The following is a 15337-nucleotide window of genomic DNA, read 5'->3' as shown; positions in this document are numbered from 1 at the left end:
TGCACTCGACAGCTCCCACAGGGATCGCAGGGGTCAAAGAGGCCATAGGGTCATAAACAGCACGACAATCAGCCAGGTCATGCGTAAGCCAACGATTTCTCAGCCAACAACTCTTCATACAACGCCGCCCACTTGCGCCCCATCTCATCTGCCGTGAACAGCTGCCGATAACGCGCCTGCGCTTTCACCCCCATCTGTGCCGCCAGTGCCGGGTTTTCCCACAGGGTACGCATCGCTTCACGAAACGCCTGTGGATTACTCGGCGGCACTACCAGCCCGGTTTCGTTGTGAATATTGATGTAACTGGTACCCGTACCGATCTCGCTGGAGATCATTGGTTTGCCGTACATCGCGCCTTCGAGCAGCGAAATGCCGAACGCTTCAGAGCGCAGGTGCGACGGGAACACTACCGCGTAACTCAGCTCCAGCAAGGCCACCTTATCTTCGTCGCCGAGGAACCCGAGGAAATGCAGGTTGCGCAGCCCAAGAGCCTGGGCCTGGGCATGCAGCTCTTTTTCCAGAGGGCCGGCGCCGACAATCACCACCGGATAATTCAGACCCTGCATGGCGTCCAGCAGGATATGCAGGCCTTTGTAATAACGCATTACCCCGACAAACAGGAAAAACTTGTCGCCGAGCTGTTGGCGCCAGCGTTCGGTGCGCGCTGCGTCAGGCTGTGGATAACCGGCCTTGTCGAGCCCATAGGTAATGACCCTGGTCTTCTCGCGGTAGTCCTTCAGCACGTCACTGGTGTGAAAGTAGTTGGGTGAGGCTGCAACGATGCGGTCTGCGCTGTCGAGGAATCGACGCATCAGCGGTTGGTAAAGCTTGAACAGATGGCGCTGGCGAATGATGTCCGAGTGATAACTCACCACGCAGGGTTTCTTGGTGGCTGTGCAGAAATGCACCAGGTCCATGAAGGGCCAGGGGAAGTGGTAGTTGACCACGTCGGCTTCGGCTGCCAGCTCGCGAAATTGCTTGAAGACGCTGTAGGAAAACCCCGTAGAGGCCAGCTGAAAATCCATCCGGGCCTGGTACACCTGATGCTCGCGGATCTGCAGCACGCCTGGCGCCGGGTTGTTGCTCAGCGTCAGTACGGTGCTGTCGACCCCATGGCGGGCACCGCTTTCGCTCATCTGGAAGATGACTTGTTCGATGCCGCCCATGGAGTCGGGTAAATAGGTTTTATAAAAGTGCAGAACTCGCATATCAGTCTCCCATGGCCTGGCGGTAGGCGCGGGCCGTGACCTTTGCGCAACGCTCCCAGGAAAAAAGCTTGGCTCGGTGCAACCCCGCCGCGCGGCAGGCCTGCCAATGCGTCGAGTCTTCGATCAGCCGGGTCATCGCATCCCGCAAGGAATCCGGATCGTCCGGTTGGATGTAATTGCCGGCGTCGGCGGCAACTTCGGGCATTGCCGATGCGCCGGTGAGTATCACCGGGGTGCCACTGGCCATGGCTTCCAGCACCGGCAGGCCGAACCCTTCGTACAGGGAAGGGAAGACCAGGGCACGGGCTCCGGCTAACAGTTGCGCCAAGTCTTCATCCGGCAGGTATCCGAGCAGGCAGACATGGCCAGCGGCGAGGGCCGCACGCAGTTCGTCATTGAACTGCTCACGTTGCCAGCCGGCCATTCCGGCGATCAGTAGTGGAAAACGCTGGCGCACAGCTTCCGGCAATCGGGCATGTGCTCGCAGGGCCAAAGCCAGGTTCTTGCGCGGTTCCAGGGTGCCGACGCACAGAAAATATTCCCGGACCTCAACGCCGTGAGCTTTGAGCACCGGATCGATGGACTCGTTCGACCTGGGGTGGAAGCGCGCTGCTACGCCGAGCGGTGCGACGACAAAACGCTGCGCAGGCAGTGCGAAATAATCCTGCGCCTCGTCAGCAATACATTGTGAGTCCGTCAGAATCAGTCGCGCCTGCTGTACGCCAGCGGCCAGGCGCCGTTCGATTTCCCGCAGGCGTGCCGGTGGCTGGGTTTCGGGATAGTGCAGGTGTGTCAGGTCATGCAGGGTGATGATCGTCGGACCGTCAAACGACAACGGCCACAGGCTCGGCTCGTGATACAGGTCGATGTCCTTGGAGTGATTCTGGTCAAAGCGTTTCTGCTCCAGCCAGCGCCGTGCCTGGTAGGCCCCGGGAATTTGGCGCAGCAATGGCGTCAGCCGTGAGTAACCGGGCATCGCGGCTTCGGGCAGTGCCGAGCTCCACCCCCAGCCATGGAACAGCGCCAAATCAACGTCCGGTTCCTGGGCGAGAGCGTTCACCAGTTCGGCGACGTAGTGGCCGATGCCGGTTCGCGGCGCCTGCAGGATGCGTGCGTTAAGGGCAATTCGCATGCTGGCTCTCGCGTACCTTTGCCACGTTGTGCAGGTTGCGCTCGATGCGCTCCACCAGTTGCGCACTGGCCTCACGCCAGGACAGCCAGCGCCAGTCATCAAGATTCAGCGCCGCCGGGAATACCCCGTTTGTTTCCATGCCGATCACCAGGTCGGCCAGGCTTTGCGGCTTGGCCAGATCGAAATAGGCCATATAGTCGCCGCCGATTTCGCGAAACACCGGTATATCGCTGGCCATGGCCGGTAGTCCGCGTTGCATCGCCTCCACCAGCGGCAAGCCAAACCCTTCGACGTAAGAGGGAAATACCAGCGAAGTGGCGTGGGAGTAGGCGTGCTCCAGGCTTTTGTCCGACAGGTCGTTGAACATGAACAGGCGTTTGTTCAATTCAGGATGGCGCTGGATACGCTCGACCAGTGCCTCGCATTTCCAGCCAATCTTGCCGACGATACACAACCGCGCCAGCGACCCGGCGGCCCAGGCGCGTTCGAATGCATCCAGCAGATAGGCGTGGTTTTTCCGCGGCTCGATGGTGCTGACCATCAGGAACACCGGCTGCGGCTTTTTGAACATGTCCAGCAGGCCTTGGTCGACGGATGAACGCGCGTCGCTCAAATCCAGTTCGGAACCCAGGTGGAAATAGTCGAACCAGCGCTGCGCAACCTGTTCAGGGCCAACCCGACGCAGCATTTCCTCGCGCACCTGATCGCGAATGGTGGTGGAGATCGCTACATAACCATCGGCGGTGCGGGCGATCCAATCGAACCACTCATTAAAAACCTTCACCAGGCCGGCGTCGCAGAACTGCGGATGGGTCAGGGGAATCAGGTCGTAGATCACTGAAACTATCCCGACGCCGTCGCGCTTGAGCTGCTCGGCCAAGGGGAAAAAGTTGGCGTGCCAGGACGAATCCAGCAGCACCAGTTGGTCTCCGGCGCGATGCTGCAGCGGCACGCAACGCTCGGGCACTTTCTGGCCTTTCAGCACGCGGTCGAGTAGGCGCATGGGCAGGCTCAGGCAGGCAAACGCTGCGAGCCGGCACCCCACATAAAGCACCCTGCGAGCAAACTTCGACTCGCTGAAAGGACGGCGTCGCTCCAATGTGCGGTGGCGCAGCCAGAACAGGTTGGCCAGCTGTTCGAGCTTGACCCGCAGGCTGATCAGGTCGAACTTCGGCGTCTTCAGCGGCGCCAGGCTCTTCACCTCGAACAACGCGCCGTTGATCATCACCACTGGAATGCATTCACGGTTCGCATCCGCAGCCGGCAATTGCTGGATGACGTTGCGCACCACCCGTTGAATACCCGAGTTGGCGTGAGGATGTTCAAAAACGTAGGTGCATTCCACCAACAGTCGGGTCATCGCGATACCTCTGGATCGGCTGCTTCGATAGGGCTGTCGCTGGAGCGGGTAATACTGGTCTGGGCTTCCAGCCACGAGCAGCCGACGAAGTCTTCGCGGCGGTTGTTGATCACGTGAAAGACCAGCCCGTAGTCACGCCACTCGAAGTTGCGGTCCAGGTGCGAGTCCAGACGCGACAGGCTCAAGGCCACCGAATAGTTACCCTTGCCCAGGCGCATGTCGAAGGCGAACCGGTAGGTCACGCGCTCGCCGGCGCTCAGGTCGGTGAGGGCCTTGTCGATGCGATGGGTATTGATGCCGTACATGGGTTGGCCGAGGCGGTCCTTGATCATGAAACCGAGGATCAGCCGCTCGATGTCCTGGCGAACCTCGACCTGCACCTCCAGCACCATCGCCTGACCGACTTCGGCCACTTCCACCGAGCGGCCCTTGGGGTCGAGCAGGCGGACGCTGAGAATGCCGGCTTCGCCTGTGCCGGAGATGGTCTGCACCTGGCCGTTGGCGAGCATCTCCTGGCGGACCGTCTGGCCCTCGCGCTGGGCGAGCATCGCGTTGTAGTAGTCCATCACCTCTTCGGGCTTGCCACGCATGGCCATGCGCCCGTTTTCCAGGAGGATGGCGGTATCGCAGATCGACTGGATCGCCGAGCGGTCGTGGGACACGATCAGCAAGGTGGTGCCGGCCTTGCGGAAGTTGCGGATGCGGTCGAAGCTTTTGTGCTGGAAGTAGGCGTCACCTACCGACAAGGCCTCGTCGACGATCAGGATATCCGGTCGGCGCGCCGTCGCTACGCTGAACGCCAGGCGCATCTGCATGCCGCTGGAGTAGGTGCGCACCGGCTGGTCGATGGCCTCGCCAATTTCGGCGAAACTTTCGATTTCCGGCATCAGTGCCTCGATTTCCTCGACCTGCATGCCGAGCAACTGGCCCGCCATGAAGGTGTTCTGGCGCCCGGTGAAATCCGGGTGGAAACCCATGCCCAGTTCCAGCAGTGCGGCGACTCGACCTTGCAAATGTATTTCGCCGCAGGTGGCCTGGGTGGTGCCGGTGATCATTTTCAACAACGTGCTTTTGCCGGCGCCGTTAACCCCGACAATACCGACCGCTTCGCCGGGCTGGATCTCGAAGTCCACGCCCTGCAACACCCAGTGCAGGTTATGGCGGGTAGGGGAGAACGGCACCAGCCACTCGAACAGCCGGCTCCAGCGATTCGGATATTGCTTATAGGCCTTGCCCAGGCCGCTGACGCGTATATGTCCCATCAGAGCTCGTCCACCATTTCACCCACTCGCTGGCGGAAAAGCCGCAGCCCCATCACACAGAACAACAACCCGATCACCAGCAGCGGAATCAACGAGTTCCAGTTTGGCCATTGGTTGTACAGAAAAAGGTTCTGGTAGCTGTTCATCAACGCAGTCATCGGGTTCAGCTCGATCATGCGTTGAATGCCTGGCGGCAGGATCGACAGCGGGTACACGATCGGCGTCAGCCAGAACCAGAACTGCAGGCAGATGCCGAAAAATTGCCCGACGTCGCGGAAGAACACATTGAGCACGCCGAGGATCATCCCCAGTCCGGCGGCGAACATCACCTGCAGAATCAGCAGCGGCACCAGCGCCAGCAAAGCCATGCCCGGCAGGCGCCCACTGATCAGCAGGAAGCCGAGGAACAACCCCAGGATGATCGCGAAATTGATCCCGGCATTGAGCAGCACGATCACCGGCAAACAGATACGCGGGAAACTGATTTTCTTCAGCAGGTTGGCGTTTTCCAGAAACATGCTCTGGCTGCGCGTGGTGATCTCGGCGAACAGGCCCCAGGTCAGCAGGCCGGCGCAGAGATAGACGCTGTAGGCCAGGCCATCATCCACGCCCGGCAGGCGGGCGCGCATGATGGTGGAGAAGATGACTGTGTAGACCACGATCATCGACAGCGGGTTGAGCACGGTCCACAAGGCACCGAACAGCGAATTGCGGTAACGCGCCTGGAACTCTCTTTTGACACTGCCGAGGATGAAACCCCGGTAACTCCACATCGATTGGTAAAGATTACGCAGCATTCAAACCGTCCGGCCGTATTGGTCTTCGAAGCGGACGATATCGTCCTCTCCCAGGTATTCGCCGCTCTGCACTTCGATGATCACCAGGTCGATCACCCCGGGATTCTCCAGGCGATGCTTGTGCCCGGCGGCGATGAAAGTCGATTCGTTCTTGGCCACCAGATGAGTGCCGGTGCCATTGTTGGTGACCTTGGCCATGCCTTCGACCACCACCCAATGTTCGTTGCGATGGTGGTGCATCTGCAGCGACAACTTGGCGCCAGGCTTGACCACAATGCGCTTGATCTTGAAACGCGGGCCTTCCTCGAGCACGGTGTATGTACCCCATGGCCGGCTGACCGTACGGTGCAGGCGATAGGCCTCGTGCTTCTTGTCCTTGAGCTGCTTGGCCACCTGGCGCACGTCTTGGGCCCGATCGGCGTGAGCCACCAGGACGGCGTCGGCAGTGTCGATGATGATCAGGTTTTCCACGCCCACGGTGGCTATCAGGCGATCTTCGCTCTGTACGAAGTTGTGCTGACTGTCGATGAAAATCGCTTCGCCTGCCGCACGATTGTTCTGCGCATCCGCAGGTACCAGGGCCGCGATGGCACTCCAGGAACCGATGTCGCTCCAGTCGAAACGAGCGGGTACCACCACCACCTTGTCGGAGCGCTCCATCAACGCGTAGTCGATGGAGATGTCCATGATTTCGCCGAACAGCGCAGGCGACAGCTCCTGCTGCAGGCTCCCGGCGGTTTCTACCGCAACACTGGCCGCCATGCAGGTTCTGGTCTGTTCCAGCAGCGTCGGGGCGTGGGTCTGCAACTCGGCCAGCAGGGTGGCTACCGAGAAGCAGAACATCCCGGAATTCCACAGGAAGTTGCCGCTTTCGAGGTAGTGGGTGGCGGTCTGCAGGTCGGGTTTTTCGACGAAACGCTGCACGCTCGCGGCGCCTTTGTCGTCCAGCGCGGCACCGGTCTCGATATAACCGAACCCGGTTTCCGGTTTGGTGGGCACCACTCCGAACGTCACCAGATGGCCTGACCTTGCCAGTTCAACCGCATGGGCCACCGCCTGTTTCAGGGCCTCTTCGTTGACGATCAAGTGGTCGGCAGGCATGACCAGCATGATCGCCTCATCACCATGCAGTGCCTGCAGCGACAGGGCGGCCGCCGCGATCGCTGGCGCGGTATTACGCCCCGTCGGTTCGAGCAGGAAGTGCCCGCGATGCCTGCCCAGTTGTGCGTCCTGATAGTGATCCTTGCTCTGGAAGTAGTAGTCGCGGTTGGTCACCGTAACGATGTCGCCCCAGCCTTCCAGCAAAGCGGCAGCGCGGCGATAGGTCTTGCCCAGCAACGACTGGCCATCCGGCAACGTCATGAACGGTTTCGGCTGGCCTTCTCGAGACACCGGCCACAACCGGGTGCCTGCACCGCCGGAAAGAATCACGGGAATCAGCATGGGCCTACTCCTTGGCGACGCGTTTCATGTCCGCATCCATCATCATGCGGATCAAGGTATCCAGGTCGGTTTTTGGTTTCCAGCCGAGTACGCGTTGAGCCTTCGCCGGGTTGCCCAACAGAACTTCAACTTCGGCCGGGCGGAAGAACGCCGGGTCGATCTTCACGAAGTCGCGGTAGTTCAGGTCGACGTGTTCGAAGGCGATCCGGCACATCTCGCGCACAGTGGTGGTCACGCCGGTGGCAACCACGAAGTCATCGGGCTTGTCCTGTTGCAACATCAGCCACATGGCTTCGACATAGTCGCCGGCAAACCCCCAGTCGCGCTTGGCGTCGATGTTGCCCAGGCGCAGTTCCTGCTGTTTGCCCTGCTTGATGCGAGCGGCCGCGTCGGTGACCTTGCGCGTCACGAACTCGATGCCGCGCAACGGTGATTCGTGGTTGAACAGGATGCCGCTGCTGGCGTGCAGGTTGTAGCTCTCGCGATAGTTCACGGTGATCCAGTGCCCATAGAGCTTGGCCACGCCATAGGGACTGCGCGGGTAAAATGGCGTGTTCTCGTCCTGCTGCTCTGCCTGGATCAGGCCAAACATCTCGCTGGTGGACGCCTGGTAGAAACGCGTGTGCGGACTGAACTGATGGATCGCTTCGAGCAGGTGCGTGACGCCTAGGCCGTCGACGATGCCGGTAGTTACGGGTTGCGACCAGGAGGCCGCGACAAAGCTCTGTGCCGCCAGGTTGTAGACCTCGTCAGGTGCCGACTTGATCACTGCGCGCTGGATTGAACAGGCATCGGCCATGTCGCCGTCCAGATAGATGATGTCCGCCTCGACCCCCATCTCGCGCAGACGCCAGCGCGCGTCGCTGCTACGCCGCGCTACCAGACCGTGGACCTTATAGCCCTTGTCGAGCAACAGTTTGGCTAAATACGCGCCGTCCTGGCCGGTGATCCCTGTGATCAGTGCACTTTTTGTCATTCTTGTCTTACCCGTATCTCCCAGTCGGACAAGATCGCCCGCAGGGTTTGTTGTGTAGTAATTTGCGGTGCCCAACCGGTGGACTGGGCCAGCCTGGCATGACTGCCGCACACCCGGCGCTGATCGGCGCGGCGTAGTCGGGAAGGGTCTTGAACCAATTGCAGGTCGACCTGGGCGAGATCGCCCAGCTGTTCGATCAGGCTGCGAATGCTTTGCTCGCGCCCCGAGCACACGTTGTAGACCTGGCCAGGAGTGCCCTTTTCCAGCAACGCCAGGTAGGCCGAGATCACGTCGCTCACGTCGAGGAAGTCGCGCGTGACGTCGATATCGCCGACTTCCAGTTGCGGTGCTTGCAGACCTTGCTTGATCCGGTTGATCTGGCGGGCGGCGCTGGCGACGACAAAATTGTCTTTCTGCCCGGTGCCGATGTGGTTGAACGGGCGGGCGACCAGCACCGGCCAGCCTTCGCTCAGGCCCCATTGCAGACTCAGGAATTCCGCCGATAGTTTGCTCACGGCATACGGGTTGCGCGGGCAGGGCGGTTGCAGTTCGGTGATGGGCAACTGGTCTTCGCTGACCTGGCCGTAGACATCGCCAGAGCTGACATACAGGAACGTACCGGTGAATCCGCGGGCCTTGAGGGCTTGCAGCAGGTTCAGCGTACCCAGCAAGTTGATGTTCAGCGTGCGCGCCGGATCACGAAAGGCTTCGGGCACGAAGGTCTGGCCGGCCAGGTGAATGACCGCATCCGGTAGTTCCGGCCACAGGCCTTTAAGGCTTTGCGGGTCGCCGAGATCGTAACGGGCAGGGACAGTCAGTAGTTCCCACTGCTCGGCATCTGCCAGCAGGCGGGATTGCATGTGTTGTCCTACGAATCCGCTGAGACCCGTAACGAACAGACGCTTTTTCAAACAGCAGCCCCTTGGTCATACAATTTCGTCCATTCCCCACAGGCTTGTCGGAGACGTCTGACGGACCGGTTGGATATTCCTTGGTCGTGAGACTGGCGAAAAGATTTGTTGTAGTTGTTTGGCTGCCAATCTGGGCCAATTGCGCGGCAATTTCAACAGGTCCAACCGTGACTGATCAGTTCTGGTCAGCGTAGCCTGATTTATTCTTGCCGGGCGGTTCACGAATCCGCAACGGATGTGTTTAGAATGCCCTTCGTCACGATTACCCGGGGTTCGGCAGCGTCGCTGTGAAACTGCGAGAAACTGACCACTAAAACAAGAACGAAGACGGGCACGAAGACGATGGACGAGGGCCGGCAAAAGCCGACTTGATCCGTGGCTTCTCCGTCACAGAGTGAGGTTGCCGGGAAGGCGACCTGACCATGGGATGCCATGAATTTCATTCTCTACTCCGACGTCAACGACAGCTCCATCAGCCAGAGTCTCGGCCGTCCCGAGTACAGTTACTATTTTGTGCTCAAGGCTTATCGACCCTTGTTCGAAAGCCTCGGGCAGGTTCACGTCGTAGCCTCGACTGCCGAGGTCGATCCGCTCTACAGGCAGTTGCAGCAGGCGGGGCAGGACAGCCTGTTCATTTCGTTTGCTCCGCCGCACAAGACTCCGACCAATGTGCAATGCCCGATGGTGTGCGTGGTCGCCTGGGAATTCGACACCATCCCCGCCGAGCACTGGGACAACGATCCGCGCCAGGACTGGAGCCAGACATTGGCGCGGCTGGGCCGGGTGATCACCTTGTCCACTCACACTGCCGATGCCATCCGCCGAACCCTGGGTGCGGAATTTCCGGTACTGGTACTGCCGACGCCTTTGTGGGAACGCTTTGCCGAGGTGCGTCAGCAATATCCGGGCACTCCGGTGAATCCAGGTGCAACGCTGCAGATCAAAGGGTGCATCCTCGACAGCCATGTGATGGGCTTGTCCGCCGATGGCCTGCTTGGGCCGCAGATCGTGGAGCCTGTGGCGGAGATCGAGCCCGAGCCCGAGCCGGAACCGGAACCGGAACCGGAACTAGTACCGCCGCCGCCACCACCACCATTGACCATCCGCCGCCGCGCTTTCATCACCCGGCATTACGTGCGCGAAGTCTATCGGGCACTCAAGCACAACCTGTTGCTGTGGTACCGCGAAGCCGCGCGCGACCTGGTGCCAGAAGCTGTTCGCCCGTTGCTGGCCAGGCTTCGCAAGCCGGTACTGGCAGCGCAACCAGTGCCAGTTGCACCACCGGTTGCCGAACCTGTGGAGCTCGAAAAACCGGCGCAATCGGCTTTGCCCGATACCACCACGACCGTCTCCATCGATGTCAGCGGAGTGGTGTATGTCAGCGTGTTCAACCCCGATGACGGGCGCAAGAACTGGCACCATCTGATCACTGCATTCTGCTGGGCCTTGCGCGATAAGCCAGACGCTACCCTCGTGCTAAAGATGACTCAGAACGATCTCTCCACCTACTACGTCGAGCTCATGACCTTGCTCTCGCAGCTGTCACCGTTCGCTTGTCGGGTGGTGGTCATGCACGGTTATTTGCAGGATGAGGAATTTGCGCGGCTGTATGGCGCGGCGAGTTTCTACGTCAACGCTTCGCGCTGCGAAGGCCTGTGCCTGCCGCTGATGGAATTCATGTCGTGTGCCCGGCCCGTTATCGCACCGGACCACACGGCAATGCGTGACTACATCGACGAGCGCGTGGCCTTTGTCGTGAAGTCCAGTCGCGAGCCGACGATCTGGCCGGAAGACGCACGCATCCTCTACCGCACCCTGCGGCATCGTCCGGATTGGGGTTCGTTGAAAACCGCCTATGTACAGAGTTACGCCATGGCCAAAGACCAGCCGCAGGCCTGGCATGCCATGGCCGACGCCGCCAGCGAGCGGATGCGCGACTACTGCAGCTTCACGCCGGTACAGCAACGCCTGGCGCAGTTCTTCGGGCAGGCGCCGCAAGCCGCCGTTGCACCGGTGGCCGCTGAAACAGGGACTGCAGCATGCTGATCATCATTCATTCAGAAACCAACAAGAGCAACATCCAGCAGAACCTTGGCCGTCCCGAGTACAGCTACTACTTCGTACTCAAGGAGTTTCGCCCGGTGCTGGAACGTCTGGGCCAGGTGATCGAAGTCAGCGACCCGGACGAGTTGGTCGACCGGCTTTACTTCGATTGCCAGAGCAGGGGCGAGGACTGTGTGTTCCTGTCGTTCTCGCCGCCGCACCGTACGCCGATCAGCTATGCGTGCCCGACGATTCCGGTGTTTGCCTGGGAGTTCAGCACCATCCCCACCGAAAGTTGGTTAGGTGAACCGCGGCATGACTGGCGCGTGGTGTTGGCGTCCAGCGACATGGCGATCACTCATTCCAGTTTCACCGTGAACGCTGTTCGCGACGTGATGGGGCCCGATTATCCGATCAGCGCCATTCCGGCGCCGGTGTGGGATCGCTTTGCCGCGCGCGGCGAGCAACTGCTCAAGCGTCCGGTTGCCGAAGGGATCCGCCTGAATTTGCGCGGCCTGTTGATCGACAGTCGCACCGCCGACGTCCGCCCTTACGGGCCGGAGCGCTTGCGCGAAGGTACGCCGATCGTGTTTGACGGCCCGGTGCGCGATTGCGAGTTGCTGCTCGACGGCGTGGTCTACACCTCGGTATTCAACCCCTACGACGGGCGCAAAAACTGGAAGGACATGATCAGCGCGTTTTGCACCACATTCCGTGACTGCGCTGATGCGACTCTGGTGCTCAAGCTCACTCACCATGACATAGCCGACGCGCTCAACGACATGCTGCACCACGTTTACAAGAACCAGAACTATCAGTGCCGCATCGTGTTGATCCATGGCTATCTTGCGGACCTGGACTACGAGCGGCTGGGGGAGGCCACCAGTTACGTCGTCAACTGCTCTTATGGCGAAGGGCAGTGCTTGCCGTTGATGGAGTTCATGTCCTGCGGCAAACCGGCGATCGCGCCGCTGAATACCGCCATGGCCGACTATGTGGACAGCGACAACGCGTTCATCGTCGACTCGACAGAAGAGCTGACCGCCTGGCCGCACGATCCCCGGGTGGCATTTCGTACCCTGCGTTACACCACTGATTGGGACTCGCTGTGCGCCGCCTACCGGGCCAGCTACGACGTCGCCAAAAACGACGGCGGGCGGTATGAAAGGATGTCGGCCCATGCTGTCAGCCGACTTCAGGGCTTCTGTAGCCAGGCCAGCACCGAGCAGCGCCTGCAGGCGTTTTTCGAGCAACTGCTGGAGCGCCGCAAATCCCTGAATTTGCAAGCGTCGAGCGCATGATTCGACGTCTGTTGGCAAAGCTCTGGCCAGCGCCGCCTGCGCCATTGGCAGTTGTGCAAAACCCGATCTCGCCCAGGGACGTCGGCTTGCACGATGCAGTACTCGATGGCTGGTTCCTCGGGGAAACCGGCGAGTTACTCAAGGGCTTTGCCATCACTTGCGACGATACCCTGCTGGATGTCGGATGCGGCGAAGGCGTGGCGACCTTGTTTGCTGTCCGGCAGGGCGCCTCGGTGATCTTCACCGACAGTGAGCACGACAAGGTGCGTGACCTGGCCCGGCAAGTGGCCGCGCAGTCGAGCCAAGCCAATCTGGGCCTGGTAAGCAACAGCTTGCCGCTGCCGCTGGCCGACGGCTGCGCGAGCAGAGTCGTGTGTATGGAAGTGCTCGAACACATCGACCAGCCTGAACCGTTCATGGCTGAGCTGGTGCGCATGGGCCGCCCCGGAGCGTTGTATCTGCTGAGTGTTCCTGCGCCGGTGGGCGAGCATCTGCAAAAAGGCATCGCGCCCGCCAGCTATTTCCAGGCACCCAACCACGTGCAGGTTTTTACCCCCGAGCGGTTCGCCGCGATGGTGGAGGAGGCGGGGCTGGTCATCGAGCATCGTCAAGCCAGCGGTTTTTTCTGGGTGATGGGCATGATCTTTTTCTGGGCCAGCGAAAGGGCTGCAGGACGTGATCCCGGTGGAGCGGTTCGCGACCGTATCCAAGCACCTTATCCACCACTGATGGAGAGCTGGGCCAAGACCTGGCAGGACTTGCTGGTGCATCCCGATGGTCTGGCGATCAAGCAGGTGCTTGATCAATTCATGCCCAAGAGCCAGGTGATCATCGCCCGTAAACCCATGCCAGGCGAAGTCAGTCCAGGAGGACAACCATGAATGGCAGCAAGCGCATCATGGATATCGAGTTGTTGCGCGGGATTGCGGTGCTGGGGGTATTGTTCCACCACTTGCAGGACAGCCTGTTCGCCGCTGGTGTGCCGCTGCTGCAAGCGATCACGCTGTATAACCAGCCGTGGTGGGGCGTTGATCTGTTCTTCGCGATTTCCGGTTTTGTTATCGCCCGCAGCCTGATTCCGGCGTTGCAAGCTTGCAGCACGCGGCAGGAATACTGGCAGGAGACTCGCAACTTCTGGCTGCGACGGGCCTTCCGTCTGTTGCCTTCAGCCTGGTTGTGGCTGTCGCTGATGTTACTGGCGTGCATGTTCCTCAATCGCTCCGGCGCGTTCGGCACCCTGCATGCGAATCTGCAGGCGACCCTGGCCGGCATTGCGCAATATGCCAACTTCCGCTTCGCCGACAGCTTTTACAATTACGAATATGGCACCAGTTTTGTGTACTGGAGCCTGTCGCTGGAGGAGCAGTTCTACCTGTTGTTTCCCTTGTTGATTCTGCTCTGTCGCAAATACCTAGTGTGGGCGCTGATCTTGCTGGTGGCGGTGCAGGTATTCACGTTGCGCACGCCGATCCTGATGGTGGTCCGCACTGATGCGTTGGCCCTTGGCGTGCTGTTGGCCATGTGGAGCGCGCAGCCTTCTTATTTGCGCTGGGAGCCAACTTTTCTGCGGCGTCCTTGGGTCGGTGTGGCTGCTCTGGTAGCTGTGTCGTTGGTACTCGGTTTTATCGCCACTGATCGTTTCACCTTCACTCACTACCGAATCGGCGTGATTGCACTGCTGTGTGCGCTTTTGGTCTGGATCGCTTCCTACAACCGTGATTACCTGATGCCGCCCGGGCTGTTCAAGAGCCTGATGACCTGGGTGGGCAGCCGTTCCTATGGAATTTACCTGATCCACATCCCGGCCTATCTGCTGGTGCGTGAAGGCATTTTTCGCTTACAGGCTGCCAACTTGCCGAGCCCTGCGGGGCACCCGGTCTTGACGCTGTTGATCGCCTTCGGGTTGATCGCGCTTCTGAGTGAACTCAACTATCGCTTTGTCGAAATGCCCATGCGCCGTCGTGGCGTATCGCTGGTGCAGCGCCTGAGCTTGTCCCGAACCGCCGTCCCATCCTCTGGAGCAACCTCATGCTGAGACTGTTGAAGAAACTCGCGGCGGGCACGCCTCCTCCCGCGCAACCGTTGCCGGAGCCGACGCCAGCTGCAGCAGTGCCCGACAAAGTCGACCCGTATATGCTGGGCCTGCACGACGCTATGCTCAGCGGCTGGTTCAATCAGCAAACCGGCGAGCTGTTCACCGGTTTCCCGGTCAGCCCCGAAGATACTTTGCTGGACGTTGGCTGCGGCGACGGTGGCAACGTGCATTTCTGCGCAATGCGTGGGGCGAAAATCATCATCGCCGATATCGACGCGGCCAAGGTCGAAGCGACCCGGCTACGCCTGGGTGATACACCTGCACAAAGCATTGAGTGCCATGTCACCGATTGCAACCCGCTGCCCATTGCTGACGCAACCGCAACCCGGGTGGTGTCCACTGAGGTCATTGAGCATGTCGATGACCCTGCGCAATTCCTTGCCGAACTGGTGCGAGTCGGCAAGCCCGGCGCGCTGTATTTGCTCAGCGTGCCGCACCCGAGTTCTGAAGACCTGCAAAAAGACATCGCCGCACCCGAGTACTTCCAGAAGCCCAATCACATTCGCATCATCAGTGAAGATCAGTTCAAGGCGATGGTCAGCGATGCAGGCCTGGAAGTGATCAGCCACAGTCAGTACGGCTTCTACTGGTCGATGTGGATGCTGCTGTTCTGGGAAGCCAAAGTGGACTTCAGCAATGCGGATCATCCGCTGCTCAATCACTGGGCTGATACCTGGCAGGCGATCCTCGCTTCACCTCGGGGAGCGCAGATCAAGCAGGCGTTGGACGCTGTTGTGGCGAAGAGTCAGGTGATAATCGCGCGTAAGCCTTGATCCCACAGTATTTTGTGTACCCTGCAACCTTGTGTT

The 15337-nt window shown here is 60.1% G+C and carries 14 protein-coding genes; 5 read left to right on the top strand and 9 right to left on the bottom strand.

The annotated features are described in order from the left end of the window. Window positions 1-77 precede the first annotated feature (77 nt). The 9 genes from ORL50_RS02605 to ORL50_RS02565 form a co-directional block, all read right to left on the bottom strand. Window positions 78-1208, bottom strand: coding sequence for a glycosyltransferase family 4 protein (locus ORL50_RS02605; protein ID WP_266009657.1), 1131 nt, complete (start codon window positions 1206-1208; stop codon window positions 78-80). Window position 1209: 1 nt separating this feature from the next. Further along, the gene (locus tag ORL50_RS02600) at window positions 1210-2340 is read right to left on the bottom strand and encodes a glycosyltransferase family 4 protein (RefSeq protein WP_266009656.1); all 1131 of its coding nucleotides are present in this window, start codon (window positions 2338-2340) and stop codon (window positions 1210-1212) included. After that, on the bottom strand, window positions 2324-3700 hold the full coding sequence (locus ORL50_RS02595) for a glycosyltransferase family 4 protein (protein WP_266009655.1): 1377 nt from the start codon (window positions 3698-3700) through the stop codon (window positions 2324-2326). The genes ORL50_RS02600 and ORL50_RS02595 overlap by 17 nt, the downstream gene beginning before the upstream one ends. After that, window positions 3697-4962: an ABC transporter ATP-binding protein gene (locus ORL50_RS02590; protein WP_266009654.1), complete on the bottom strand. Its 1266-nt coding sequence runs from the start codon at window positions 4960-4962 to the stop codon at window positions 3697-3699. Before ORL50_RS02590 ends, ORL50_RS02595 begins: the two co-directional genes overlap by 4 nt. Further along, complete coding sequence (locus ORL50_RS02585; RefSeq protein ID WP_266009653.1) at window positions 4962-5759, bottom strand: ABC transporter permease; 798 nt, start codon at window positions 5757-5759, stop codon at window positions 4962-4964. The genes ORL50_RS02590 and ORL50_RS02585 overlap by 1 nt, the downstream gene beginning before the upstream one ends. Continuing rightward, window positions 5760-7202, bottom strand: coding sequence for a mannose-1-phosphate guanylyltransferase/mannose-6-phosphate isomerase (locus ORL50_RS02580; protein ID WP_266009652.1), 1443 nt, complete (start codon window positions 7200-7202; stop codon window positions 5760-5762). A 4-nt stretch (window positions 7203-7206) separates the two neighbouring features. Then, window positions 7207-8178, bottom strand: a complete 972-nt coding sequence (gene gmd / locus ORL50_RS02575) for a GDP-mannose 4,6-dehydratase (RefSeq protein ID WP_266009651.1) — start codon at window positions 8176-8178, stop codon at window positions 7207-7209. Beyond that, window positions 8175-9089 carry a GDP-mannose 4,6-dehydratase gene (locus ORL50_RS02570; protein ID WP_266009650.1) on the bottom strand — a complete coding sequence of 305 codons (915 nt, stop codon included), beginning with the start codon at window positions 9087-9089 and terminating at the stop codon, window positions 8175-8177. Before ORL50_RS02570 ends, gmd begins: the two co-directional genes overlap by 4 nt. A gap of 218 nt (window positions 9090-9307) precedes the next feature. Further along, on the bottom strand, window positions 9308-9532 hold the full coding sequence (locus tag ORL50_RS02565) for a hypothetical protein (RefSeq protein WP_266009649.1): 225 nt from the start codon (window positions 9530-9532) through the stop codon (window positions 9308-9310). Here ORL50_RS02565 and ORL50_RS02560 point away from each other — a divergent pair. The 5 genes from ORL50_RS02560 to ORL50_RS02540 are packed head-to-tail and all read left to right on the top strand — an operon-like array spanning window position 9522 to window position 15301. Further along, entirely contained in the window at window positions 9522-11135 is a 1614-nt protein-coding gene (locus ORL50_RS02560) for a glycosyltransferase (protein ID WP_266009648.1), read from the top strand. The two genes, ORL50_RS02565 and ORL50_RS02560, sit on opposite strands and share 11 nt — an antisense overlap. Beyond that, entirely contained in the window at window positions 11129-12433 is a 1305-nt protein-coding gene (locus ORL50_RS02555) for a glycosyltransferase (protein ID WP_266009647.1), read from the top strand. The genes ORL50_RS02560 and ORL50_RS02555 overlap by 7 nt, the downstream gene beginning before the upstream one ends. After that, a complete protein-coding gene (locus ORL50_RS02550) occupies window positions 12430-13314 on the top strand; it encodes a class I SAM-dependent methyltransferase (RefSeq protein ID WP_266009646.1) in 885 nt (294 codons plus the stop codon). The genes ORL50_RS02555 and ORL50_RS02550 overlap by 4 nt, the downstream gene beginning before the upstream one ends. Continuing rightward, on the top strand, window positions 13311-14468 hold the full coding sequence (locus tag ORL50_RS02545; RefSeq protein ID WP_266009645.1) for an acyltransferase family protein: 1158 nt from the start codon (window positions 13311-13313) through the stop codon (window positions 14466-14468). The genes ORL50_RS02550 and ORL50_RS02545 overlap by 4 nt, the downstream gene beginning before the upstream one ends. Then, the gene (locus ORL50_RS02540) at window positions 14462-15301 is read left to right on the top strand and encodes a class I SAM-dependent methyltransferase (protein WP_266009643.1); all 840 of its coding nucleotides are present in this window, start codon (window positions 14462-14464) and stop codon (window positions 15299-15301) included. Before ORL50_RS02545 ends, ORL50_RS02540 begins: the two co-directional genes overlap by 7 nt. The last annotated feature ends 36 nt before the right edge of the window (window positions 15302-15337 follow it).

The sequence above is a fragment of the Pseudomonas sp. RIT-562 genome, assembly GCF_026241895.1.
GTDB lineage: Bacteria > Pseudomonadota > Gammaproteobacteria > Pseudomonadales > Pseudomonadaceae > Aquipseudomonas > Aquipseudomonas mandelii_F.
This window is presented reverse-complemented; position numbering and strand designations above follow the sequence as displayed.

Bases quoted from the DNA above. Each gene is read 5' to 3' on its own strand.
- ORL50_RS02605 (WP_266009657.1), bottom strand. From the start codon at position 1,208: ATGCGAGTTCTGCACTTTTATAAAACCTATTTACCCGACTCCATGGGC.
- ORL50_RS02600 (WP_266009656.1), bottom strand. From the start codon at position 2,340: ATGCGAATTGCCCTTAACGCACGCATCCTGCAGGCGCCGCGAACCGGC.
- ORL50_RS02595 (WP_266009655.1), bottom strand. From the start codon at position 3,700: ATGACCCGACTGTTGGTGGAATGCACCTACGTTTTTGAACATCCTCAC.
- ORL50_RS02590 (WP_266009654.1), bottom strand. From the start codon at position 4,962: ATGGGACATATACGCGTCAGCGGCCTGGGCAAGGCCTATAAGCAATAT.
- ORL50_RS02585 (WP_266009653.1), bottom strand. From the start codon at position 5,759: ATGCTGCGTAATCTTTACCAATCGATGTGGAGTTACCGGGGTTTCATC.
- ORL50_RS02580 (WP_266009652.1), bottom strand. From the start codon at position 7,202: ATGCTGATTCCCGTGATTCTTTCCGGCGGTGCAGGCACCCGGTTGTGG.
- gmd (WP_266009651.1), bottom strand. From the start codon at position 8,178: ATGACAAAAAGTGCACTGATCACAGGGATCACCGGCCAGGACGGCGCG.
- ORL50_RS02560 (WP_266009648.1), top strand. From the start codon at position 9,522: ATGAATTTCATTCTCTACTCCGACGTCAACGACAGCTCCATCAGCCAG.
- ORL50_RS02565 (WP_266009649.1), bottom strand. From the start codon at position 9,532: ATGAAATTCATGGCATCCCATGGTCAGGTCGCCTTCCCGGCAACCTCA.
- ORL50_RS02555 (WP_266009647.1), top strand. From the start codon at position 11,129: ATGCTGATCATCATTCATTCAGAAACCAACAAGAGCAACATCCAGCAG.
- ORL50_RS02550 (WP_266009646.1), top strand. From the start codon at position 12,430: ATGATTCGACGTCTGTTGGCAAAGCTCTGGCCAGCGCCGCCTGCGCCA.
- ORL50_RS02545 (WP_266009645.1), top strand. From the start codon at position 13,311: ATGAATGGCAGCAAGCGCATCATGGATATCGAGTTGTTGCGCGGGATT.
- ORL50_RS02540 (WP_266009643.1), top strand. From the start codon at position 14,462: ATGCTGAGACTGTTGAAGAAACTCGCGGCGGGCACGCCTCCTCCCGCG.